The sequence below is a fragment of the Enhygromyxa salina genome (genome assembly GCF_002994635.1).
Taxonomy (GTDB): Bacteria; Myxococcota_A; Polyangia; order Nannocystales; family Nannocystaceae; genus Plesiocystis; species Plesiocystis salina_B.
Map to the genome: position 1 here is coordinate 1 of NZ_PVNL01000031.1, position 23,350 is coordinate 23,350.

Consider the following 23,350-nt stretch of genomic DNA (forward strand, 5'->3'; position numbering starts at 1 on the left):
GACGGGGACGGGGATGGAGACGGGGACGGCGATGGCGACGGCGATGGCGACGGCGATGGCGACGGAGACATCCTCACCTGCCCGCTCGTCACTCAGTGCCTGATCGACTGCAGCGCAGACATCCAGTGCCAGGACCAGTGCGTGGCTCAAGCCAACCCCGAGGCGCTCGCGGAGTCCGAGGCGGTGCGCGCGTGCGTCGTCGACAACAACTGCATGGACCAGCTCTGCGTCGATCAGAACTGTCCATTCGAGGCCTTCGATTGCTACACGGGCGACGACACCTGTCTGGATCTGAACACCTGCGTCTTTGAGTGTGCGGGCGACGAGGCGTGTGAGGCCGCGTGTCACTACGCGTCCTCACCGTTGGCACAAAACCAGATCGAGGAGCTCAACGCTTGCGCGCTCGACAACGCCTGCGCCGACGACGACTGCCTGACCGAGTTTTGCACCGAGGAGTACGTCAGCTGCATCAACGGCGGCAGCGACGGGCTCGCCTGCGTGCCGCTCGCGACCTGCGTGATCGACTGCCAGTACGATCCACTCTGCTCACTCGGCTGCGCGCCGCCGATCAGCCCCGAGGCCGAGGCCGAGGCCGACGCGCTGATCGCCTGCGCCGAGATCGCGATGTGCGACACCTTCGCGTGCACCGAGGAGCTGTGCTCCAACCAGTGGGGCGTGTGTGTGTCGAGTGAGCAGACCTGCGCCGAGATCTACGCCTGCGTGTACAGCTGCAAGGGCGCCGAGCTGTGCGAGATCAATTGCAAGCACGAGGGGATGTTCCTCGATCAGTACTTCCTGTACCTGCTCGAGACCTGCATCAGCGACAACGCTTGCCAGAATGACGACTGCATCGCGCAGAACTGCGCGACCGAGGCGATGGACTGCGGCGTCTAGCTGGATTGCTCGGCGTGGGCGTCGGGCTCGACCGTGTGCGGCTGCACGCTCGCGCTGCGCTTTTGCGCTTGCCGTGCCGCCTCGAGGATCCCCTCGTCGATGCTGCCGTCGGCCGAGAACGCCTCGAGCTGCTTGCTGACCGAGGCCAGGTAGCGCTGCTTCTCGTGGAACGGCAAGAACGCGCTCTTGAACCCGTTGAGGATGATCTGCTGAATGTCCGAGAACTTCAGCCCGATCTGGGTGTGGGCCAGCCACATCTCTTTGGACATGGTCGTGTCGGTGATCAACCGGTTGTCGGTGTTGATCGTGACGCGCGCGCCCAGGTTCTTGTACAGCCGCAGCGGGTGGGTCTGCAGCGAGGCGATCGCCCCGGTCTGCACGTTGGACGAGGGGCAGCACTCGAGCGGGATCCGGTGGTCGACCACGTAGTGAAGTAGATCGCCGTCCTCGCGCAACCGACAGCCGTGGCCGATGCGGTGGGCCCCGCAGTCGTGTAGGGCCTGGGCGATCGACGGGGGCCCATAGGCCTCACCCGCGTGGATCGTGACGTTGATGTTGTTGCGCCGGACCAGCGAGAACGCCTCGTGGTGATCCTTGGCGGGGTAGTCGTACTCGGCCCCGGCGAGATCAAAGCCGACCACGCCGCGGCCCTTGTAGGCGACGACCAGCTCGGCCATCTCCAGGCTGCTCTCGGGGGAGATGTTGCGGATCCCACACAAGATCAGCTTGCTCTCGATCCCGTGGTCGGTCTCGGCCGCGTGCAGGCCCCGAAGCACGGTCTCGACCACCTCGGTCAGGCGCAGGCCCTCGCGCACATGCAGCATCGGCGAGTAGCGGACCTCCATGTAGCGGACGTTCTCGGCGGCCGCGTCCTCGGCCAGCTCGTACGCGACCCGGTACAGCGCGTCGTCGGTCTGTAGCACCCGCAACGTGATGTCGAAGGCCTCCAGGTACTTGACCAAGCTGCCCGTGTTCTCGCCCGCGTGCATGGCCGAGCGCAGGCCCGGTACATCGCTGGCGGGCAGCTCGACGCCCTGCTCGTCCGCGAGCTCGAGGATGGTCTCGACCCGCAGCGAGCCGTCGAGGTGGACATGGAGGTCCGTCTTGGGCAGGCGCTGAAAAAATGACAGAGGAAGCTCGTTCACCTGCGCCCCAAGATACCCAGGTTTCGAGGGGCCCACAATGCGGGCGTCAGACAGCGCGGTGGCGGGCCCTAGAACTCCGCAACAGCGGAGCTCACACCCGAACGCGGGCGGTGAATCGGCCCTCGCGGGCGCGGTGGCGATCGAGCAGCTGCGCGAGGCCGGCGAGGTACTCGTCGACTTGTTCGGGCGAGCGGCCGACGTAGCGGGCGGGGTCCAAGCTCGCGTCGTCGACGTGGGCGCCGAGCTGCGGATCGGCCCGCATTCGGGCGATCAGATCATTGCCGCGACCCGCCTTGAGCTCGCCCGCGGCCTCCTGGCTGAGCACGCGGATCTGCTCGTGCAGCGCCTGGCGATCGCCGCCGGCCTCGACCGCGCGCATCATGACGTTCTCGGTCGCCATGAACGGCAGCTCGTCGGCCATGTTCTTGCGCAGCATCGCGGGGTTGACCTCGAGGCCGGCGGTGACGTCGACGACCAGGTTCAAGATCGCGTCGGTCGCCAGGAACGCCTCGGTCAGGACCAGGCGGCGGTTGGCGCTGTCGTCCAGGGTCCGCTCGAGCCACTGGTTGGCGTGGGTCTCCCGCGGGCTGCTGGCCAGCGAGTGGACGAAGCGAGCCAGCGAACAGATCCGTTCGCTGCGCATCGGGTTGCGCTTGTAGGCCATCGCCGACGAGCCGATCTGCTTGCTCCCAAACGGCTCTTCGACTTCGCGCTCATGCGCGAGCAGGCGCAGGTCGGTCGCGAATTTTGCGGCGGACCCCGCGATGTCGGCCAGCGCCGAGACCACCCAGGTGTCGAGCTTGCGCGTGTAGGTCTGACCCGAGACCGGGATCGAGCCCGAAAAGCCCATCGCGGCGCACACTCGCTGGTCGAGCGCGCGGACCTTGGCGTGGGGATCTTCGGCGCCCGCGAACAGCTGCAAGAACGACGCTTGGGTCCCCGTGGTGCCCTTGACCCCGCGCAGCGGCAGCCGGGCCACCAGCTGCTCGAGGGTCTCGAGATCGTAGCCGAGATCCTGGGCCCACAGGCACGCCCGCTTGCCGACGGTGGTCAGCTGCGCGGGCTGAAAGTGGGTGTAGGCCTGGATCGGCTCGGCCCGCCAGCGCTCGGCGAACTCCCCGAGCTGCCGCAGCGAGGTGTAGAGCCGGTCCATGATCAGCTCGAGCCCGGCGCGGATCATCACGAGCTCGGCGTTGTCGGTCACGAAGCAGCTGGTCGCGCCAAGGTGGATGATCTTGCCCGCGTCGGCGCCCGCGACCTCGCCGTAGTGGTGGACGTGGGCCATCACGTCGTGGCGCAGCTCGGCCTCGAGCGCGGCGACCCGGTCAAAGTCGATCTGCTCGCGGCTGCGCTCGAGGGCGGTGATCTGCTCGCTGGAGATCGCCAGGCCGAGCTCAGCCTCGGCCCTGGCGAGGGCGATCCACAGGTCGCGCCACAGCAGCGCCCGGCGCCGATCCGAGAAGTTGGCCAGCATCGCCTTGGTCGCGTAGCGGCTGGCGAGCGGGCTGCGGTAGTCGGGCGCGTCACTCGGCGCGCGGGTCTCGGCGGTCATCGCCGCGAGGATATCGCCCGGCTCGTTTGTCACAAGCGTGCTGGTATGCTCGCGCCGATGCGCCCGGCGCTGCAGGACCAACTGCTGGACGAACTCGCCTGCTACCTGCGGCCGCCGGGGCAGGGGATCCACGCGGTCTCGACCGGCAAGGCCCAGCTCGAGGCCAAGACCCGCGCGTACCTGGGCCCGAGCTGGGATCCGGGGCGAGCGTGGCGCGAGCAGCTCGAGGCCGTGGTCGACGCGGACGTCGCGATGCTCGCGATTCCCAGCGACACCGGGGCGGGGATCATGCGCGGCGCGGCCCGGGGACCCGAGGCGATCCGTGCGACGCTGGGGCGCGCGCCCGTGCTCGACCTCGGCGACGTGTTCTCGATCCCGCAGCTGCTCGACGAAGACATGATCTCGGCTGCCCAGCGCGAGCGCTCACAAGACGCGATCTGGCCGGCGCTGCCGGTCGCGCAGCGCCGCGGCATGCCGGTCTCGCCGCTGGGCATGGCCGAGCGGGTCCGTCGGCTGCTGCAGCAGCTGGCCCCGCAGCTGCGGCTGTTCATGATCGGGGGCGATCACACGGTGACATGGCCGGTCCTGGCGCCGCTGCTCGAGGGTGACACCCGAGATCTGGGCATCGTCCACTTCGACGCGCACACGGATCTGCTGCCCGAGCGGCTCGGGGTGACCTACTGCTTTGCGACCTGGGCCTACCACGCCAACCTCGCGCTCGGCGGGGGGCAGCGCATGATCCAGATCGGCATTCGGGCCAGCGGCCATCCGCGCGCGCACTGGGAGGCGACCCAGGACGTGCGGCAGATCTGGGCTGACGAGGCGCGCGCGCTCGAGCCCGCGGCTCTCGCTGCGCAGGTCGTCGATCACCTGCGCGCGCGCGGTGTGCGACGGGTCTATGTGAGCAACGACATCGACGGGACCGACGCGCGGTTCGCCGCCGCCTGTGGTACGCCCGAGCCGAACGGGCTGCTGCCGACCCAAGTTCAGGCGGTCATCGAGGCCGTCGGCGCCGCGTTCCACGTGATCGGCGCAGATCTGGTCGAGGTCGCCCCGGGCCTCTCTCTCGACCATGAACTGGCCGAGGAAACCCTCAAAACTTCGTTCGGGTACACCCTCGCAACCCTTCGGGCGATGGGTGCAAACCCCCAGGAATAGCCATGACCGACCCGAGTTCGCCACCGCCAATGGAAGCTGCCGCCCGGCGCGAGTTCGAACAGACCGCCCTCCCGCTCATCGACAATCTGTATGGCGCCGCGATGCGCCTGACCCGTGACCCCTCCGAAGCCGAGGATCTCGTGCAAGACGCGATGGTCCGGGCTTTTCGATTTTGGAGCTCGTTTCAGCAGGGCACCAACATCAAGGCGTGGATGTTCACGATCCTGCGCAACACCTTCATCAACGGCTACCACCGTCGCGGCCGCAAGCGCAGCTTCCAAAATGACGTCAGCGCCCAGGTACGCTCGCTCGGCCCGGCCGTGGCGGTCGCCAACTCGACGAGCCCGCCCGGACCCGAAGAGGGCATGAACTCGCGGATCACCCACGCGAGAATTCGGGAGGCCCTCGAGTCTCTCCCGATCGACTACCGCACCGCTGTGACCCTCGCCGACCTCGAGGGCCTGTCCTACAAAGAGATCGCCGAGGTCATGGAGTGCCCGATCGGCACGGTCATGAGTCGGATCTATCGGGGCCGCAAGATCCTCCACAAGTTGCTCTACGACCACGCCCTCGAGATCGGGATGGTCGACGACGATGACCCGCCGGCTGGTGAGCGCGAGTCCACCCGCCGCAAGCCGCCCAAGTCCCAGGCCAAACGGTCCGGGAAACGGGCCCCAAAACGGGCCGGAAAACAAGCCGAGCGGGCCGAGACCACTGAAAAAACTGCTACCCCCGACGCCGTCGATCTCGCGGCTTACCGGGACGCGAGGAAGAACGCATGACTTTGGATACACTCGAGCCGGATCACGCCGAGATGGTGGCGCTGCTGCAGCCGTTCGTGGACGGCGAGCTGTCTGACGAAGAGCGCGAGCTCGTCGCCGGGCAGATCGCCCTCGACCCAGAATTTCAGGCGATCGTCCGCGAGCAGCAGGAGGTCCGCGCGGCCCTGCGCGAGCTCGAGCGCGAGCTCGCTCCCGCCGGTCTGCGCGAGCGGATCCTCGCGGATCTCGACGCCGTGCAGGCCGAGCAGCGCGCGGCCGAGCAGCGTGGGTGGTTCGCGCCGGTCGTCGGACGGATCAAGGCGTTCGGGCGCGGGGCGCTGTTGATGGTCCCCGCTGCGGCCGCCGCCGGGTTGCTGTTCGTGGTCGCCAACAACGCGGGCTGGATCGGCCTGCAGGACACCACCGCGCACGTCGATGGCGGCCTGGCCAGCTCGATGCCGATCCGCACCCACAAGTCCGCCAAGCAAGTGCCAGCCGAGCCAGCCCCCAAGGTCGCGGTCGCGCCCGCGGCCGCGCCTGGGCCTGATCCCAGCCTGCCCAGCGGTGAGCGCCTGGCCGAGGAGCAGGGCTTCGCGGTTCAAGTCGCGCCGCCGCGCTCGCTCCCGAAGGACGTCGCGCTGGTCAGCGACTCGAAGACCGCGCCAGGCTCGTCGGCGATGGTCCGCTACCGCGACGGCTCGGGCGCGCTGATGGTCGATCGCCAGCGCCGCGCGGGCGTGGCCGAGCTCCACGGCCGACCACTCGCCGCGCTCGGTCACGACTACTACCTCTCGCGCGACGAGCAAGGCCGGGCGCGGGTCGAGTTCCGACTGGGCGCCGTGCACCACAGCTTGGTGCTCGAGGGTGCCGACGCGCGGATCGACGGGGCGATCAGCGTCGACGAAGCGGACTTCCGCAGCCTGCTGCTGGTCGCCAACGCCCTGCGGGAAGCCCACGGCAACCCGTAGGCCGAGCCGCCTTCAGCGAGCCACGCCCTAGCATGAACGCCAGCTGACCGGCGACATATCGTGCATGAGCCCGCTACCTCCCCGAACACGCCGCAATTCCGACTCGGGATCACGGGGCTGGTGAAGCGCATCTAGAGCAGATAATCTCGCCTGCCGTGTTCGCAGCGCTGATCATCGACGCCGACGCCGACGCCCGCTCCGTCATCGAGGGCTCGCTAACCCCCTACGGGGTCGAGTTCACGATCTCACATGACCCCGGCGAGGCGATGACGCTCGCGCGGACCGGGACACCCGACATCATCTTCTTGCGGGTCGAGCTGCCGGGCGCGTCCGGGTTCTCGGTCTGCAACAAGCTGCGGCGCAACGACGACACCAAGTACATTCCGCTGATCATGTACGCGTCGGATGTCGCCGACGACGTGTTCGCGCAGCACGGCAAGCTCAAGACTCGCGCCGACGAGTACATGCGCCTGCCGGTCAACGGCGAGGCGCTGCTCGACATGGTGCGCACGCTGCTGCCGCTGCCCGGGCAGCCGATCCAGGCCGCGACGCCCCCGCCGCCGCCCGACACCGACAGCGACATCATCGATGACGTCGATCTCGACTCGGGTGACGCGGACTTTGGCGACATCGACTTCGACGACTCCGAGCCGCCCGTCGAGGCTGCCGAGCCAGCCGTCGAGGCTGCCGAGCCAGCCGCCGAGCCAGCCGCCGAAGTAGCGATCGACCTGGGCGAAGAGACCGACGCGGCCTTCGACGCGCTGACCTTCGATGACGACGATGACGACGACTTCGAGATCGCCGCCGAGGAGGCGATCCAGCCCGGCGACTTTGCGCAGCCGGAGCCGGAGCCGGAGCCGGAGCCCGAGCCAGCGAGCGCCGAGCCGGAGCCAAGCCAGGATCCCGTCGATGACTTCGACGTTGCCGACGACGAAGACGCCGCCCCAGCGGCTCAGCCGGACACAGTCTCCGTCGAGCTCGAGCCGGCTTCAGGCCCGGTCGCGCGCGAGCGGGAGACCTCGAGCGGCAACCTCTCGGCGCGGCGCGAGGTGCTGCGCCTCAAGTCCGAGCTCAACAAGAAAGAGCGTGAGTTGCTCGGCCTGCGCGACGAGCTCGAGGGCAAAGAGCGCGAGATCCTCGACGCCAAGCACCGCAACCGCGAGCTCCTGACCCAGGCCAGCGAGGCCGAGGGCAAGGCCCTGCAGCTCGAAGAGCAGATCATCTCGGCGCAAGAGCAGAGCGAGGCCGCGAGCCGCAACGCCGAGACCACGCGCAAGCGCGAAGAAGGCCTCAAGAACCGACTGGAGATCGCCCAGACCAAGGTCAAGGAGCTCGAGGCCAGGCTCGACGAGGCCGACGCGGGCAGCCGGGCGCTCGCGGACGCGAAGACCGAATTTCAGGCGAAGGCCGAGGAGTACGAGGCCTCCGCCCAGCAGCTCGAGGCGGAGCTCAGCGCCGCGCGCGAGGCCGCCACGACGGCCGAGACCGAGCGCGACGCCCTGGGCAACCAGCTGGCCGAGCAAGCGCAGGCGCTCGAGGCCGCGCAGGCCCAGCTGGCCGAGCAAGCGCAGGCGCTCGAGGCCGCGCAGGCCCAGCTCACGCAACAGGGCGAAGCGGGCCAAGAGGTCAGCGCGAAGCTCGAGCAGGTCCAGGCCGAGCTGGCCGCGCAGACGGAGCAGGCCCAGGCGCTGACCGACAAGCTCAGCGCGGTCGAGGCCCAGGTGGTCGAGCGCGACGAGCAGCTCGGCGAGCTCACCACGCAGATCGCCAGCCAGACCGAAGAAGCTGCATCGGAGCTGGAATTCCTCGAGCAGCGCGCCGATCAGATGCGCGTCGCCATGCAGGAGGCCGCCGACGCGGCAGCCGCCGAGAAGCAGGCGCTCGAGACCCGGATCACGGAGATCGAGGGTGAGCGCGACGCCGCCCGGGCCGCCGCGAGCGAGCTAGAGGCTGGGCTCGAGCGGCGCCTCGTCGACCTCGAAGCCAAGCAGTCCGACGTGGAGCAGCAGCTCGCCGCTCGCAGTGATGCCGCCCGCCGCGCTCAGCAGGCGCTGGCCGTGGCACTCAGGGTCCTCGATTGACCTGGCTGAAATCTACATCCCTGGCGACGCCGCGCACAGCCGCCAAGCGAAGCGGCCGCGGTCGGCGAAGTGCACGATGTATGTGGGGACTTGACCATGTCTGACGTCGTGTACGGCGATACCTCCAATCTCAAGCCGAGCCAGGCGCGGGGCCTGGCGCGGCTGGGCGATCGCCGGGTGCCAGCTGATCAGATCGTGACGGGTCCGCTGGCCCGGGATCTGCTCGAGCTCTCCCACGAGCTCAACCGTCGGATCGGGCTGTTCATCGATCGACGCGGCCGCATCAGCCGGGTGATCCTGGGCGACGCGCACAGCCTCGAGCTGCCCGAGTTCGAGCGCGTTCGCGGGGCCGATGGGCGCCTGCGTGGGGTTCGGTTGGTCTCGACCCACCTGGTCGCCGACGCGCTCAATCGCGAGGAGCTCGCCGACCTCACCAAGCTGCGGCTGGATCTGATCGCGGCGGTGCACGACAGCCCGGGCGGCGTCCAGATCGACATCGCCAACCTGCAGCCCGGGCGTGACGAGCAGCGGGGCTTCGAGCTCCACACGTTCAGTCGGGCACCGCTCGCGCTCTTGTCCCCCGACGCGGGCGGCCGCAATCAAGATACGCACCCACGCCCGGACCTGCCGACTGACTTCTCGGCGTTCATCACCGAGCTCGAGGCGCAGCTGGTCGCGGCCACGGCTCGCACGATCGCGGCCGGGGTCGGGGTTCGGGCCATGGTCCTGCAGGTTCACACCGACGACATGAGCCGCCAAGGCGGGATCGAGGCCCGTCAGGCCGAGCTGCGCGAGCTGTGTCGGACCGCCGGGGTCGCGCTCGTCGACCTGGTGGTCCAGCGTCGCCGCTACCCCGACCCGCGTACGTTCTTGGGGTCCGGCAAGCTGCGTGAGGTGTTGATCCATGCGCTCGAGCAAGACGTCGAGCTGCTAATCTGCGATCCCGAGCTGTCGGCCTCGCAGGCCCGCGTGATCTCGGAGCAGACCGACCTGCGGGTCATCGATCGGACCACGCTGATCCTCGATATCTTCGCGCAGCACGCGTCGAGCAGCGACGGCAAGCTGCAGGTCGAGCTCGCCCAGCTGCGCTACTGGCTGCCGCGCATGGTCGGCAAGGGCACGATGATGTCGCGGCTCGCGGGTGGGATCGGCGGCCGCGGTCCCGGTGAGACCAAGCTCGAGCTCGATCGCCGACGCGCGCAGAACCGCATCCACGAGCTCGACAAGCGCCTCGACCACCTTCGCAAGCAGCGTCAGCAGCGACGCGCCCGTCGCCAGCGCAGCGAGGTCCCGGTCGTGGCGATCGTCGGCTACACCAACGCAGGCAAGAGCACGCTGCTCAACACCGTGACCGAGTCCTCAGTCCGCGCCGAAGACAAGCTGTTTGCGACTCTGGATCCCACGGTTCGGCGGGTTCGGTTTCCCGAGGAGCGCGAGGTCGTGATGCTCGACACCGTCGGGTTCATCCGCGATCTCCCGCCCGCGCTGATGCAGGCGTTCTCGGCCACGCTCGAGGAGGTCGCCGAGGCCGACTTGCTGCTCCACGTGGTCGACGCCACCGATCCGGACAACACCCAGCAGATCCGCACGGTCGAGCGGATCCTCGACGAGCTGGGTGCCGCCGACGTCGATCGCTTCATGGTCTTCAACAAGTGCGATCTGCTGCCCGACGGGCAGATGGTCCCCGAGTCAGAGCTGGCCACGGGGACCTATCAAGTCAGCGCGCTCGATCGGCGCAGCACCCGACGCCTGATGGAGGCGATCGAGAACCATCTGTGGGCGCGGGGCAAGGTCGAAGCCCCTGGGACCCACCGCGGTGGGCCCTGGATCGAGTCGGGGATCGAGTCGGGGCTCGGGTCGGAGATCGAGTCCGCTGACGAGCACGACGACGAAGCCACCGACGAAGACGTCAGCGATGACCTTCGAGACGCGTGAGCGCGGCCGCTGCCAGCGCTGAGATCACGTCGTCGTCATCGCCGAGCGCCCCGGGAGCGAGCTGGAGCTCGAGATCAGGAAACCGCGCCCGCGCAGCGGCGACGGCGGCGGGGATGTCCTGCTTGACGTGGCGGCCACCCGGAGACAGCAGCGCCGCGACCACGACCACGCGCGCGTGCCCGGCCGCGGCGAACCCAGCGACGACATCCTCGATGCTCGGCGCGTGCGCGAGGTAGGCCAGGGTCACGCGCGATCCCAGCTGGCTGCGCAGCTGGGTCAGCAGTCGCTCGAGCGGCCGCCGCCAGTCCGGATCGGGCGAGCCATGGGCCACCAGCAACAGGGCGGGGTCACGTGCAGTCATCTCGCCTTACTAACTAACCCCGATCTGCGACGGAGCGTAGATCGACCCCGAGCACGGCCTCGTGGGCGCGGATGTCACTCAGCAGCTCGGCCGAGGGTTCGTTCTCGAGCACGATCGTCGCCGACGCGGCTCCGTCGGCGCCCTTGAACACCACGTTGCTCATCTCTTGCACGTTGAGCTGGTGGCGGCGCAGGGCCTCGAGGATCTTGGCGAGCACGCCCACGCGATCTTGATGGCGGACCACCAGCGCGAAGTGACCGGTGTGGCCGGTGTCGAGGTTGACCACGTTGGGGACGGTGCCGCGCTCGGCGAACTCTCGCACGATGCGGATCGTCTCTTCTGCGATCGCGGCCTCGGCCTGCTCGGTCGAGGCGCCGATGTGGGGCGTCCCGTACACGCCGTCGAGCTTGGCGAGCGGGTTGTCGAACGGGGCCAAGCCCTCGGACGGCTCGTCCTCGTAGACGTCGAGACCAGCGCGGATCCGTCCGCTGCTGACGGCCTCGGCCAGGGCCCGATCGTCGACCACGCCCCCGCGCGAGGTGTGGATCAGCAGCGCGCCGTCGGGCAGCAGCGCGAGCTCGCGGGCGCCGATCATGTGCCGCGTGCTCTCGCGGAACGGGACGTGAACGCTGAGCACGTCGCTGGCCTCGAGCAGCTCGGCCAGGGTCGGGGCCACGTGGACCTTGTGTTGCTCGGCGTGGCCGCGATCAATGAAGGGATCAAACGCCGCGACGCGCATGCCGAACGCCCGGCCGCGCTTGGCTAGCTCGCGGGCGATCGCGCCGTAGCCCACCAACCCGAGCCGACGGCCGAACAGCCCCTTGGCCTTGCCGTAGGTCTTCTTGTTCCAGGTCCCCGCGCGGAGCTCGGCGTTGGCTTCGCACAGCCGCCGATCCAGGGCCAGGATCAACCCAAACGCGAGCTCGGTCACCGCGATCGCGTTCTTGCCTGGACAGTTGGCGACGAACACCCCGCGCCGACTCGCGCACTCGAGATCGATCGTGTTGACGCCGGCGCCAGCCCGGATCACCAACGCGAGCTCGGTCCCGGCTGTGAACGCGGCTTCGGTGACCTCGGTCGAGCGAACGACGAGCACGTCGGGGCGACGCTGCGAGAGCACGCCCGGCAGATCACCCGCGCCCAGGGCGGGCTCGAAGATGACCTCGTGGCCGAGCGCGCGCAGGGTCTCTTGTCCAGACGGGGAGAACTTGTCGGCGATCAGGATGCGCATACCGAACTGGTACCACGACCGCTCACGTCGCATGGATTGGCAATCGCGTCGGCTTGTGGGTATGCATTCGAGCGTGCGAGGCGCGGGACACTCGAAGGTGTGCGGGCGATCCGTCTGGAGGTTGCTGGTGGTGTTCGCGTTGGTCGTGGGCTGTCGCGGTGGTCGCGGGGTAGGGGCGGCCGCTGACGGGGCGCAGGCCGGGGATGACCAGAGCGCGGCGGAGCCGGGTGCGAGCGAGGGCCGAGCCGAGACCGGATCCGCGCAGCCCGACCGCGAGCCGCTCTCGCAGTACATGGCCCGCTTCGATCGAGACGCGCCCGCGCCCGCGCCCGCGCTCGAGCCGGCCGCCGCGGGCAAGTGCCCCAAGCAGCGCGACCGCGACCGCGACGTCGGCATCGTGATCTCGCCGCTGCACCCGGCCAAGGGCGAGGAGCTGCGGATCATGGCGGCGACTTTGGACGGCGAGGAGCCGCTCGCGCTGCGCGTCGAGCTCGAGCGGCGCGGTGAGCCGATCGAGACCGAGCAGATCCAGCGCGCGGGCGTGCCCGCGGCGACGGTCGCCCGGTTCACCCCGAGCGTGGGCGGGCGCTACGAAGTCATCGTCGGCCGCGACGGCGAGGGCCTGCGCTGCACCTCGTTCAGCGTCCGCGAGTATCACTTCAAAGACGAGAGCATGGTCGACCTGACCCGGGTCTGGTCCAACCAACGCAGCTGGAACGCGGCCGAAGAGGCGCTCTACAGCGCGTGGGTCCGCGAGCTGTTCAGCGGGCCCGCCGACCAAGATCTGGCCTGGAAGGCGCTGTCCGAGGTCACGTCGGATCGCGACCGCAACCTGCTGCACGATCACCTCGGCCGCGAGGAGGACCACCCGAGCCGCGGCTTTTCGCTGGTCCCCGACTGCGCCGACACGCCGTACTTTCTGCGCGCTTACTGGTCGTTCAAGCGCGGGCTGCCGTTTGGGTTTCGCAAGTGCTCGCGGGGCAAGAAGAGCGCGCCCAGCTGCTTTGATCTGCGGACCAACCTGGATCCGCCCGATCGTCGGGAGCACTGGATCGATCCCCCGGTCGCGGACGCGGTCCCGATCCCGGCGGAGCAGCTGCCGGACAAGGCCGCGGTCCCGACTCACAACGACAAGATCGAGTATTTTTTTCAGCGCTCGGTCGGCTGGAGCGTGCACACGGGCAACGGCCGCTGCGCGTTCGGTGACTCGAACAGCGATCTGTACCCGGTCGCGCTCGATCGTCGGGGCCTGCGACCCGGGACCGTCTACGCGGATCCCTACGGCCATATCTTGGTGCTCGCCGAGCTCGTGGCCCCGCGCGGGAGCGCGCCCGGCATCCTGTTCGCGGTCGACGGTCAGCCTGACGGCTCGATCACGCGCAAGCGGTTCTGGGAGGGCAACTTCTTGTGGAACCAGTCGGATCCAAGCCTGGGCGGCAGCGGGTTCAAGGCGTTTCGTCCGATCATGAACTCCGGCAGCGGTGACGTCGAGGTGTTCACCCAGATGAACGACGAGACCCTGGCCGCGCTGCAGGACTATGGCGACGTCTCGGACATGCAACAGGCGCTGGCGCCGGCCGAGTTCTACGATCTGATGGAGCGCCTGATCACACCCGGCGAGCGCAGCCCGTTCGCGGCCCAGGCCGAGCTGGTCGCCGCGCTGGCCGAGGCTGCGCGGGTCCGGGTGACCTCGGTCGACAACGGCGTCGAGTACCACGCGGCCCACCCCGACGAGATCATCGAGATGCCCTGGGGGCACAGCGTGTTCGAGACCTCCGGCGCGTGGGAGAACTTCTCGACGCCGGCTCGCGACCTGCGGCTGCTGATCGCGATCGACGTGGTCGCCGGGTTCGCGGACAAGGTTCGGCGCAACCCGTCCGCGTTCGGGCTCGATCCCGAGCGCGACCCCGAGTCGTTCGAGCTGACGATGAGCTACCTGGCCGAGCAGCGCGAGCAGCTGCTCGCAGACCCGGATCACGCGATCAGCTACGAGCGCTCCGACGGGTCGAGCTGGAAGCTGGGACTGGATCAGGTCGTGGCGCGGGCGCCTGCGTTCGAGGCCGCCTACAACCCCAACGACTGTCCGGAAGTGCGCTGGGGTGCCGTCGAGGGCCAGGACGAGCACGCGACCTGCGATCGTCGGGCCCCCGATGATCAACAGATCAAGATGCGCTACTACCGTGTCTGGTTCGCCGAGCGGCGTCGCCCATCCCGCGGCGATGAGGGGCCCGAGATCCCCGAGCTCGCCGAGCAGCAAGCGGCGCTGTAGCTCGGCGGCCGCCTGGTCCTGCGCGGTGCCCGAACTCCACCATTGCTGGCTCGCGTCGGCCCGCTGACCGGTTTCGCTCCAAAGTCGCGAGCGCGCACCCGGGAGCCACCGGGTGGGTCGGGTCTGGGCGAGCGCGCGCGCGGGAGTTCAAAGGTGTGGCGCGGTCGAGACTTAGGGGATCGCGGGGGCGTGGTTCTAGTGTAAACTGCGGCCATGTCGACGATTCAGGGCGCCGGCGATCCCAGCGACCGCCGCGATAATCAGCGCTTCGATGTCGTCGTGGTGGTCCGGATCTTCATCGGCGACAAGGTGGAAGACTGGCCGAGCGAAGACATCAGCGCCGGCGGCATGCGTCTGCGTGTCGACGGTGAGCCACCCAAGCTCGGTTCGCGCCTCAAGGTCAGCTTCAAGCTGCCGTTGCTCGCCGCGCCGATCGAGGCCGAGGGTGAGGTCCGCTGGGTAGATCGGGGCACGCCAACCGTGCTCGGCATCCAGTTCAGCACCGGCTTGCGCGCGCGCGAAGTCTGGGCGATCAACCGCCTGCACACGAGGCGGTGACACGACCACGAGTCACATCGGCGGCGGTGATGTCCAGGTGCATCACGGCCGCGACACTGAGCCTGGCGATCTCGCTGGTCGGGCCGGCTACCTATGCTCGGGCTGCGCCCGCTGTGGCCGAGATCGCCGAGGGCCCAGCGCTGCCCGGCGTCGAGGATGAACCCGGTGAAGATCCGCTGCCCGATGTCGGGCCGGCCGAGACAGATCCCGAACGTGAGCCGCAGCCCGCGGGCGGATCGGGTGTGGGTGCCGGACCCGACGCCGCGCCGGAGGTCGAGCCGGCCGCGCCCGTCGAGCCGCCGCCGCCGACCATGCAGCAGTCGGTGGTCGTCCGGGTCGCCGTCGGCCTCTCGTCCGAGCTCGACGGCAGCAAGACCGAGAAGACCCTGCTCGATCAGCTCGAGCGCTCGGTCGGCGCGTCGCCGCAGCCAAGCTCGGATGTTCGGCGCCTGCGGGTGGGCTCGGCGAGTCCGCAGGAGATCTGTCGGGAGGGCCGCGACGATCTGGTGATCACGATCGGCTACGTGCCCGACCGCGAGCAGCCAGTGCTGTTCACGCGTGACTGTCTGATCGAAGAGGAGCTCGGGATCCGGTCGTCGGCCGCGGTCACGGACCCGGACCTGCTCGGGGTTCTGTGGTCCGAGCACAACGACCGGATCGCCAGCGGCGCGCGTGAGCGTCGGCGCGTCCGGGTCTCGCCAAAGGTGCGGACCGGGTTGATCGCGGGCGCGGCCGTGGCCGTGATCGGTGTGGCGGTGGGGCTGTTGATCGCGGGCGCGGTGCGCAAGGACACCGTCGTCCTCGTCATCACGCCGATGAGCAATTAGTCCTCGGGACCGCGGAGCTGAGCGGGAGCGCGGAGCGGGGCGGAATCGCGGAGCTGGCCGGGATCGCGGAGCTGGGCGAGCAGCTCGGGCGCGAGGCCGCGGATGTAGACGTCGTGCTTCGCGTACGGGATCTCGATGCGGGCGGCGTTGAGCGCCTTGTAGACCCGCGCGGTCATGTCGTCGACGACCCGCTCGCGAACCTGCGGCTGCTCGATCCACACCCACAGCTCGAACTCGAGGCCCGAGGCACCGAGCTTGTGGAATTTGGTGTTGGGGGCGGGCTTGTCGAGCAGGTAGGGGGCGTCCACGGTGCACCCGAGCAAGACCGCGCGGACCTGATCGATGTCGCTGCCGTAGGCGACCGACACGTTGATCCGCACGCGTTGACGCATATAGGCGCCGCCGGTCTCGTTGAGCAGCTGCGCGTTGCCGATGACCGCGTTGGGCACGGTGATCTCGACGTCGTCGGGCGTCAGGATCCGGGTCGAGCGGATCCCGATGTGGGTGACCTCGCCGCGCAATTGATTGTCGAGCACGATCCAGTCTTTGACCTTGTAGGGGCCGTCGGCGAGGATGAAGATGCCCGAGAACAAGTTGGCGAGGGTGTCCTTGGCCGCGAAGCCAAACGCGACGCCCAAGATGCCGGCCGAGGCCATCCACGCGGTCAGATCGATGTGCCAAGCCAGGCACATGAAGTACAGCGCGGTGCCGACCACCATGATCCGCATCATGATGTCGAACACCGGGAGCGTGCGGGTCTGCAGCATCGAGCGCTGGCGCTCCTTGGCCGCGAAGGCCGAGAGCAGCACGCTGCCGATCCGCGTGGACGCGACCGCCCAGATCAAGATCAGCAGGGTCTTCATCGACGACTCGAGCGGGTTGGCGAACCGCGGGGGCATCGTCAGCACGTCGAGGGCCCAGTCGATGCCCCACAGCAGCACGGTCAGAAACACCGGGCGTCGGATGACCTCGACGATCTTGTCGTCGACGTCGGTCTTGGTCTTCGCCGCGGCCTTGGCCAGGGTCGCGCTGATCGCCAGCTCGACCAGCCACGCGGCGAGGATGGAGCCGACGATGATCCCCGCGGCTTGAACCAACGGGTCGTCGATGAGCTCGAGGACAGTGTCCATGAGCCGCCGATTTGAACCGGGACCGCGCCGTGATGCAACCGCGTGCCCAGAGGTATCAGCTCGGGCCGGGCTTCTGACGGCGCTGAGGCCCGTGGGATCGGCGCCGCCTCGATGGAACAGGTGGGTGCTACGCTCGTAGTTCACGCCGACCTTGCGCACGACAAACGCGTGCGCAGCTTCTCCCGCCATGGCCCGGCCACTCCACGACCCCGACGCAGCTCTACCCGCTCATGGGTCTCCCCGTGGCTTCCGCGGGTGGCGGGTCTGGAGCCGGCTGGCGCGGGCCCGGCTCGTCGTCGGGGTGGTGGTCCCGCTGCTCGCTCTGTTGCTCTCGTTCGCCGCGCCGAGCAACGCCTGGGCCGAGCACGGCAGGCCGATCAGCTGGTCGCTCGCGGACGCGAGCCAGCGCCTGCATGTCGGGCGCGCGGTGATCCGCTACGAGCCCGGGTTGGATGACGCGGCGCTCGACCTCGCGGAGCAGCTGCCCGGCTGGTGGTCGGAGATCGAAGAGTCGTTTGGTCGCGATCTGGATGACGACCTGACCATCCACCTCGTCAGTCACGCGGGCATGGTCGCCCGCGCCACGGGGATGCCCGTGTGGGTCTCCGGGGTCGCCCACCCGCCGCGCGGTGAAATAGCGATCTCGATGCACGACCCCGACGGCTCGCGCAGCGACCTCGACACCCTGCTGCGCCACGAGCTGGTTCACGTCGCGCTGTTTCGGGCCACCGCAGGCGCCGAGCTGCCGCGCTGGTTCCACGAAGGCGTCGCGGAGAGCCTGGCCAACGAGGTCAGCCTGATGCGGGCCGAGAGCCTGGCGGGGGCGGTGTTTGGCGGCGGCGTGCCGGGGCTCGATCGGATCGAAGCGGAGTTTCACGGCGACGCGCGGCAGGCCTCGGTCGCCTACGCGGCGGCCCGCGACTTCGTGACCTGGCTGCGCTACCACGATCCCGACGAGGCCCACTTTCGCCAGCTGCTGAGCCAGCTGCACAACGGACGGGCGTTCGAGCAGTCGTTTGATGACGCCTACGGGGTGAGCCTGGTCGAGCTCGACTCGGACTGGCGCTCGGGCCTGCTGGGGCGGTTCGTGTGGTTTCCGTTGATCGGCTCGGGCAGCTTGCCGTTCTTGCTAGTCGGGCCAGTGGTCGTGCTCGCGTGGATTCGGCGGCGCAAGCGGTTGGCTCGTGACTGGGCCCGCCTCGACGCCGAAGAGGCGGCCGAGCGGGCTGCTCGACTCGAGCGCGTCGCCGCGTTCGCGTGACCGGCTGTCGGGAACCGTCCGCGGCTAGTTGTCAGTCCGAAGCGGCCTCGGGTGGGTCGGAGAACGCGTCGACCAAGGTGATCGTCAGGCGGTGGCGCTGGTCCTTGCGCACGAGCGAGATCACCAGCTCGCTGGCGTCGCGCAGCTTGGTGTAGGTCTCGAGCGCGCTGTCCAGGCTGGTCAGCGCGTGCCCGTTGATCGCGGTGACTCGATCGCCGTTCTTCAGCCCGAGCAGCCCGGGGAGGGAGCGGGATCGGATCCCGTAGAGCTTGAACCCGTCGGTTTGGCCGTCGCTGACGCTGGGGACCACCCGCATCGACCGAGCGAGTGAGCTGGGGTTGGACAACAGGTCCTCGAACGCGCTGCGCTCGAGCTCGCAGCGACCCAGGTCGCTGTCACTCTCGTCACGGCTGGCGGCGCAGCGCAGGCTCTGGCTGAGCTCCAGCTCGGGTTCGGGTTCGGAGTCGTCGTCGGTATGTCGCTCGAGGACCACCTCACGGCGCTCGGCGAGTCGCTCTGCTCGATCACGGGTCGTCGAGCTCGCGCTCTTCCAGGCCGCGCCCGGGCGGATCTGGAGTCGCAGCACGTGGGTCTGATCACCGCGCAGATAGGTGATCGCCACGTCCGTGGGTCGGGCCGCCCACTGGCTGCGCAGCTCGTGCTCACGCGCGATGATCGGCGCGCCGTCGACGAGGGTCAGCACGTCGCCCTCACGCAGGCCGAGCAACCACAGCGGCTCGCGCTCGCTCACCCCCGACAGCCTGTAGCCCTGACTCTGGACCAGCTGCAGGCTCGCGGGTCCGGTCCCGCGGATCAGCGGCTCGAACGCGAGCCGGACCAAGATCGCGTCGGCGGTGACGCGCTCGCCCTCGACCTCGACCGACTCCCCGAGCAGCTCGGCGAGCAACGCCGAGTCGACCGGCGCGGCGGTTGGGGTGGTGACCTCGTCGGTGACGGGTGGCGGCTTGGTGTCGCTGCAGCTCAGGCTCGCGCTCAGCAGCGCCGCGGTGAGGCAGATCGTCCGGCGGGTCGGCGTCAGCATCTACGACAGTCTACTGTGCGGTGTGCTCACGATGCGAGTCGCAGATTCCGCAGGGTTTTTGCTGGACCGGTTCGGCTCCGCTAGCTTGGTCTGGCGATGCACCCCGCGTTTGATCGTACTCGTCGAGACAGCCGCCACATGATCGGCAGCTTCGTCGCTCCTGCCACTCAAGAGGGCGCGAATGAGGGCTTCATGGTCGTCGAGCTGTCGCGCGAGGGGATGTCGGTGCTGCGCGTGGCCCCCAAGCCTGGGGCGCCCGAGTCGGCCCAGCGTGGGCTGGATCAGCGGTTTAGCTGGCTGGCGGTGCCGCTGCCCGAGCGTGGCGCTCAGGTCTGCGCGCTGACGCAGGTCGTGCACCGCAAGCGGTTCGGACCGCTCGAGATGATCGGCCTGCGCTTCGAGCAGATGTCGACCAGCGACCGGACCCTGCTCGACGCGTACCTCGACGAGCGCGACCACCTGAGCTTCGGCGCTCGCAAGCTGCGGCATTGATTCGCACCGCGAACAAGTCCGAAGTAAAGACCCGGCGGGGCATGCTTTCACGTTCCAGAGTGGTTCGCTACTGTCCGATCGTACTGTCTCACTACCGTCCGATTAACCGTCCGCTAAACGTCGTACCGACAGTCGCCGTGAATCACGAATTCACGCCTGTGAGCTATGGCCGCGCGTGTGTGGGAGTTCTACTATTGAGCTCCAATGACGGATGGCATCCCCGAAGACTGGTTGCGAGCGTTGCAGGCGACCGGCCTGGCGCTAGACGCTGACCCGACCGAGCTCGCGCTGCTGGCCAGCGAATTTCGCGAGGTTCAGCTGGCGCCGGGTGAGCTGCTCGTCAAGCAGGGCGACGCGGGTGGCAGCCTGTTCGTGATCGTCGAGGGGACCCAGCGCGTCACCGTTCGCGAAGACGACGGTGACCTGGTCGAGGTCCCCTCGCTCGGCCCTGGCAGCCTGGTCGGGCAGGTCTCGTTGGTGCTCGGGGGCGAGCGCACGGCCACGGTCGAGGCCCAGACGCCCACCCGCGCGCTCGAGCTCGATCGTCCGGCCTGCATCGCGCTGGTCGAGCGCCATCCTCACCTCATGAAGCCGCTCACGCAGACCCTGCGCGAGTTCATGCGGCGCGGGCGGATCGTCGGGATGCTCAAGGACATCTTTGGTGAGTTCGACGCCGCCGGGCTCAGCGAGCTCGAGGACAGCCTCGAGTGGGTTCACCTCGAGAGCGGTCAGGTGCTGTTCAACAAGGGCGACGAGGCCGACGGGGCCTACATCGTCGTGGTCGGCAACGTGCGGGTGATCGCCCCGACGGCCGACGGCGGCGAGCGTGTGCTCGACGACGTGGGGCCGGCCGAGTGGATCGGCGAGATGGCCCTGCTGGCCGGGGGCCCGCGCACCGCAACGGTCTACGCGCTGCGCGACACCGAGCTGGTCTACCTCGCGCGCGACGCCTTCACACGCCTGGCGGTCACCGATCCCGAGGCGATGTTCTACATCGCGCGGCTGCTGGCTGCGCGGCTGCAGGGCATGCTCGAGCCCCGCGGGCAGTCGGTCGCCAAGAGCCGCGCCTTCGCGATTGTGCCGATCGGTCCGACTGTCGACATCGCTGGGTTTGTCGCGCAGTTCGAAGCTGGGCTGGCGCGCCACGGCTCGGTCCGGCGCCTCACCGCCGACGTCGTCGACGCCCAGTTCGGCACCGAGGGCGCCACCAACCGGGGGGCTGGGGGGCTGTCTCACAAGGCCCACGATCACCCGGCGCAGCTGCTGCTCGGGCCGTGGCTGACCCAGCAAGAGGACCTTCACGATCACCTGATCTACCAGTGCGACGCCTCGTGGAGCGGCTGGAGCGAGCGGGCGATCCGTCATGCGAGTCACATCGTGCTGGTCGCCGACGCCCGCGAGCACGAGGCCCTCGGAGCCAACGAGCGCGCGGTGGTCGAGCAGTTCGCGGGCGGGCGCTCGCCCCAGGTCAGCCTGGTGCTGCTGCAACAGCGCGGACGCACGACCTTCCCCGGGACCAAGCGCTGGCTCGAGGGCCGCGCGCACGTCGATCAGCACTATCACGTTCGTCGGGGTGAGCGCGGCGACGTCGAGCGCCTGGTTCGGCACCTGACCGGTCGGGCGATCTCGCTGGTGTTCGGCGGTGGTGGCTCGCGCGGCTACGCCCACGTCGGTGTGCTGCGGGTGTTCGAAGAGCTCGGGATCCCGGTCGACGCGGCCTGCGGGGCCAGCATTGGCGCGATCGTGGGCGGCTCGTTGGCGATCGGCCTGCGGTCTGCGGAGCTGCTGCGGGTGCTGCGGCCGGTGTTCGACAACCTCATTGATCCAACCTTGCCGCTGGTCTCGCTCGCGGCGGGCAAGAACGCGGTCCGCGGGACCGCGGGGGTGGTCGGCGACCTCGACATCGAAGACTTGCTGATCCCGTACTTTGCGATCTCGACCAACCTGACGCGCAGCGCCGAGGTCGTGCACCGTCGCGGTCCGCTCGCGTTCGCGGCCCGGGCCAGCGGCTCGCTGCCGGGGGTGTTCCCGCCCGTGCCGTGGACCAACGGCGATCTGCTGGTCGACGGCGGCGTGATCAACAATTTGCCGATCGATCGCATGGCCGATCTCCACGGCGGGGCGGTGGTCGCGGTCGACGTGATGCCCGACGTCGACCTCGTCGTTGGCGAGCAGCTGCCCATGAGCTTGTCGGGCTGGGAGGTCGCGCGGCGGCTGATCAGCCCGCGGCAAGAGTCGCTGCAGGTCCCAAATATCATCAGCATCTTGATGCGCAGCGCCAACGCGGCCAGCCACTCGATCCACCGGGCCCAGGCGTTCGCGGCCCGGGCCTCGCTGCTGCTCAAGCCCGAGGTCGCGCACTGGAACATGCTCGACTTCAAGGCTGCGCCCGTGATCGCAGATCAAGGCTACGACGGGACCAAGGCCGACATTGTCCGCTGGTGGGAGCAACACCGCGACGGTCTGCTCGGCCGCGATCCTGCCAATTGAGCGAGCTTCTCTTTTTCCCATGACACGCCCATGCACGATCAACTCGCTACTTATCTGAAGGATCCGCTATCGCGCCGACTGTGGGACGACCTTCAGCGCGCCGGCCCGCTGCGGGCGATCCTCGTCGACATCACGCACGTCTGCAATCTGCGCTGCAAGGGCTGCTACTTCTTTGAAGACAACATGGACCGGTTCGCGTCGCCGAACGACGAGGCGGTGTTCGACGCGTGGCTCGAGGGCGAGAAGGCGCGCGGGACCAACTTCGTGACCGTCGTCGGCGGTGAGCCAAGCCTGCAGCTCGCCCGGCTCAAGAAGATCCACGACAATTTTTGGATGACCGCCGTGACCAACGGCATTCGGCGGATCCCACATGAGGGGTTCGAGACCATGCCGATCGGTCTGTCGGTGTGGGGCGATCACGAGACCGACACCTACCTGCGGGGTGGGGGCAAGATCCGGGTATTCGAGAAGGCCATGCGTAACTATCGCGATGATCCCCGCGCGATCTGGTACTACACGACCACGCCCGACAACGCGGCCGAGATCCCGCGCGTCGTCGAGCAGTGCGTCGAAAATGGCAACTTCGTGACCTTCAATTTTTACGGGGACATCTCCGGGCTCGGTGGGAACTACGATCACGACCGTGGCTTCGAGCAGGTCCGGCGCAACATCGACAAGATGATCAGCCGCTACCCCGAGCGGATCTTGATGTCGTCCCATATCGCCGAGGTCGTCTCGACCGGGCGCCTGTTCGACCAGCGCTGGGGCTACGACGTGTGCTGCTCGATCACCCCCGACAACCCGATCAACGCCGAGCGGATCGAGAACGGAAACCCCTACAATACCCACTTTCGCGCGTACAACCCGGATCTCGCCACGACCCGGCGCTGCTGCGTGGGCGACGATCGGGACTGCGGCAATTGCTTCGATGTCTACGCGCACATCTCGTGGATCATGATGAACCTGCAGCGGCACCTGGGCTCGCGCGAGGACTTCAGCAACTGGCTCACGACGATGTACATGTTCTATCTGGGCAATCGCGTCGTCGACTTTGACGAGGGCGTGGCGCTGCTCCCGGAGATCCACGCGCGCGCGGGCCACCTGCGCGATCGCGTGGGGGCTGGACTGGTGGCGGGGGCGCGGGCGAGCGCGGCGAGCTTGCAGCACCTCGTCGAGGACGTGCTCTGAGGCAAGG

Annotated in this window: 19 protein-coding genes; 13 read left to right on the forward strand and 6 right to left on the reverse strand. The window is 68.7% G+C overall.

What is annotated here, in order from left to right; all coding sequences use genetic code 11:
- Positions 1-894 (forward strand): hypothetical protein (locus ENSA7_RS06285; protein ID WP_181233282.1); only part of this gene is annotated, 894 nt, incomplete at its 5' end.
- Here the strand turns inward: ENSA7_RS06285 and add are convergent.
- Both add and purB read right to left on the reverse strand, forming a co-directional pair.
- Positions 891-2,039, reverse strand: a complete 1,149-nt coding sequence (add, locus tag ENSA7_RS06290) for an adenosine deaminase (protein WP_106088296.1) — start codon at positions 2,037-2,039, stop codon at positions 891-893. The two genes, ENSA7_RS06285 and add, sit on opposite strands and share 4 nt — an antisense overlap.
- A 91-nt stretch (positions 2,040-2,130) precedes the next feature.
- Positions 2,131-3,591, reverse strand: a complete 1,461-nt coding sequence (purB, locus tag ENSA7_RS06295; RefSeq protein WP_106088349.1) for an adenylosuccinate lyase — start codon at positions 3,589-3,591, stop codon at positions 2,131-2,133.
- A gap of 57 nt (positions 3,592-3,648) precedes the next feature.
- Between purB and ENSA7_RS06300 the strand changes: the two genes are divergently transcribed.
- The 5 genes from ENSA7_RS06300 (at position 3,649) to hflX (ending at position 10,494) form a co-directional block, all read left to right on the forward strand.
- Positions 3,649-4,749: an arginase family protein gene (locus ENSA7_RS06300; protein WP_181233284.1), complete on the forward strand. Its 1,101-nt coding sequence runs from the start codon at positions 3,649-3,651 to the stop codon at positions 4,747-4,749.
- Positions 4,750-4,751: 2 nt separating this feature from the next.
- Positions 4,752-5,531 carry a sigma-70 family RNA polymerase sigma factor gene (locus tag ENSA7_RS06305; RefSeq protein ID WP_106088298.1) on the forward strand — a complete coding sequence of 260 codons (780 nt, stop codon included), beginning with the start codon at positions 4,752-4,754 and terminating at the stop codon, positions 5,529-5,531.
- Positions 5,528-6,478: an anti-sigma factor family protein gene (locus ENSA7_RS06310; protein WP_146157397.1), complete on the forward strand. Its 951-nt coding sequence runs from the start codon at positions 5,528-5,530 to the stop codon at positions 6,476-6,478. The genes ENSA7_RS06305 and ENSA7_RS06310 overlap by 4 nt, the downstream gene beginning before the upstream one ends.
- Positions 6,479-6,633: 155 nt before the next feature.
- Positions 6,634-8,559, forward strand: coding sequence for a response regulator (locus tag ENSA7_RS06315; RefSeq protein WP_106088300.1), 1,926 nt, complete (start codon positions 6,634-6,636; stop codon positions 8,557-8,559).
- Positions 8,560-8,655: 96 nt separating this feature from the next.
- Positions 8,656-10,494, forward strand: a complete 1,839-nt coding sequence (hflX, locus tag ENSA7_RS06320; protein ID WP_146157398.1) for a GTPase HflX — start codon at positions 8,656-8,658, stop codon at positions 10,492-10,494.
- Here hflX and ENSA7_RS06325 read toward each other — a convergent pair.
- Together ENSA7_RS06325 and ENSA7_RS06330 are read right to left on the reverse strand one after the other, a co-directional pair.
- Positions 10,469-10,855, reverse strand: coding sequence for a sirohydrochlorin chelatase (locus ENSA7_RS06325; RefSeq protein ID WP_106088302.1), 387 nt, complete (start codon positions 10,853-10,855; stop codon positions 10,469-10,471). The genes hflX and ENSA7_RS06325 overlap by 26 nt on opposite strands.
- Positions 10,856-10,868: 13 nt before the next feature.
- Complete coding sequence (locus ENSA7_RS06330; RefSeq protein ID WP_106088350.1) at positions 10,869-12,086, reverse strand: phosphoglycerate dehydrogenase; 1,218 nt, start codon at positions 12,084-12,086, stop codon at positions 10,869-10,871.
- Positions 12,087-12,159: 73 nt separating this feature from the next.
- Here ENSA7_RS06330 and ENSA7_RS06335 point away from each other — a divergent pair, with 73 nt between their 5' ends.
- The 3 genes from ENSA7_RS06335 to ENSA7_RS06345 all read left to right on the forward strand — a co-directional run bounded on the left by ENSA7_RS06335 (position 12,160) and on the right by ENSA7_RS06345 (position 15,740).
- Positions 12,160-14,355 carry a hypothetical protein gene (locus ENSA7_RS06335; protein ID WP_146157399.1) on the forward strand — a complete coding sequence of 732 codons (2,196 nt, stop codon included), beginning with the start codon at positions 12,160-12,162 and terminating at the stop codon, positions 14,353-14,355.
- Between the two features lie 213 nt (positions 14,356-14,568).
- Positions 14,569-14,913 carry a PilZ domain-containing protein gene (locus ENSA7_RS06340; RefSeq protein WP_106088304.1) on the forward strand — a complete coding sequence of 115 codons (345 nt, stop codon included), beginning with the start codon at positions 14,569-14,571 and terminating at the stop codon, positions 14,911-14,913.
- 29 nt (positions 14,914-14,942) lie between these two features.
- Positions 14,943-15,740 (forward strand): hypothetical protein, encoded by a 798-nt coding sequence (locus ENSA7_RS06345; protein ID WP_146157400.1) that lies wholly within the window; start codon positions 14,943-14,945, stop codon positions 15,738-15,740.
- Here ENSA7_RS06345 and ENSA7_RS06350 read toward each other — a convergent pair.
- The gene (locus tag ENSA7_RS06350) at positions 15,737-16,870 is read right to left on the reverse strand and encodes a mechanosensitive ion channel family protein (protein ID WP_106088306.1); all 1,134 of its coding nucleotides are present in this window, start codon (positions 16,868-16,870) and stop codon (positions 15,737-15,739) included. The two genes, ENSA7_RS06345 and ENSA7_RS06350, sit on opposite strands and share 4 nt — an antisense overlap.
- Positions 16,871-17,057: 187 nt before the next feature.
- Here ENSA7_RS06350 and ENSA7_RS06355 point away from each other — a divergent pair, with 187 nt between their 5' ends.
- Positions 17,058-18,131, forward strand: coding sequence for a peptidase MA family metallohydrolase (locus ENSA7_RS06355; protein ID WP_146157401.1), 1,074 nt, complete (start codon positions 17,058-17,060; stop codon positions 18,129-18,131).
- Positions 18,132-18,162: 31 nt separating this feature from the next.
- Here the strand turns inward: ENSA7_RS06355 and ENSA7_RS06360 are convergent, their stop codons facing one another.
- On the reverse strand, positions 18,163-19,173 hold the full coding sequence (locus tag ENSA7_RS06360; protein WP_106088308.1) for a hypothetical protein: 1,011 nt from the start codon (positions 19,171-19,173) through the stop codon (positions 18,163-18,165).
- A 96-nt stretch (positions 19,174-19,269) separates the two neighbouring features.
- On the opposite strand from ENSA7_RS06360, the gene ENSA7_RS06365 reads away from it, so the two are divergent.
- The 3 genes from ENSA7_RS06365 (at position 19,270) to ENSA7_RS06375 (ending at position 23,343) form a co-directional block, all read left to right on the forward strand.
- Complete coding sequence (locus tag ENSA7_RS06365; protein WP_146157402.1) at positions 19,270-19,665, forward strand: hypothetical protein; 396 nt, start codon at positions 19,270-19,272, stop codon at positions 19,663-19,665.
- Between the two features lie 204 nt (positions 19,666-19,869).
- On the forward strand, positions 19,870-22,155 hold the full coding sequence (locus ENSA7_RS06370) for a cyclic nucleotide-binding and patatin-like phospholipase domain-containing protein (RefSeq protein ID WP_106088310.1): 2,286 nt from the start codon (positions 19,870-19,872) through the stop codon (positions 22,153-22,155).
- Between the two features lie 30 nt (positions 22,156-22,185).
- A complete protein-coding gene (locus ENSA7_RS06375) occupies positions 22,186-23,343 on the forward strand; it encodes a radical SAM family protein (protein WP_106088311.1) in 1,158 nt (385 codons plus the stop codon).
- The last annotated feature ends 7 nt before the right edge of the window (positions 23,344-23,350 follow it).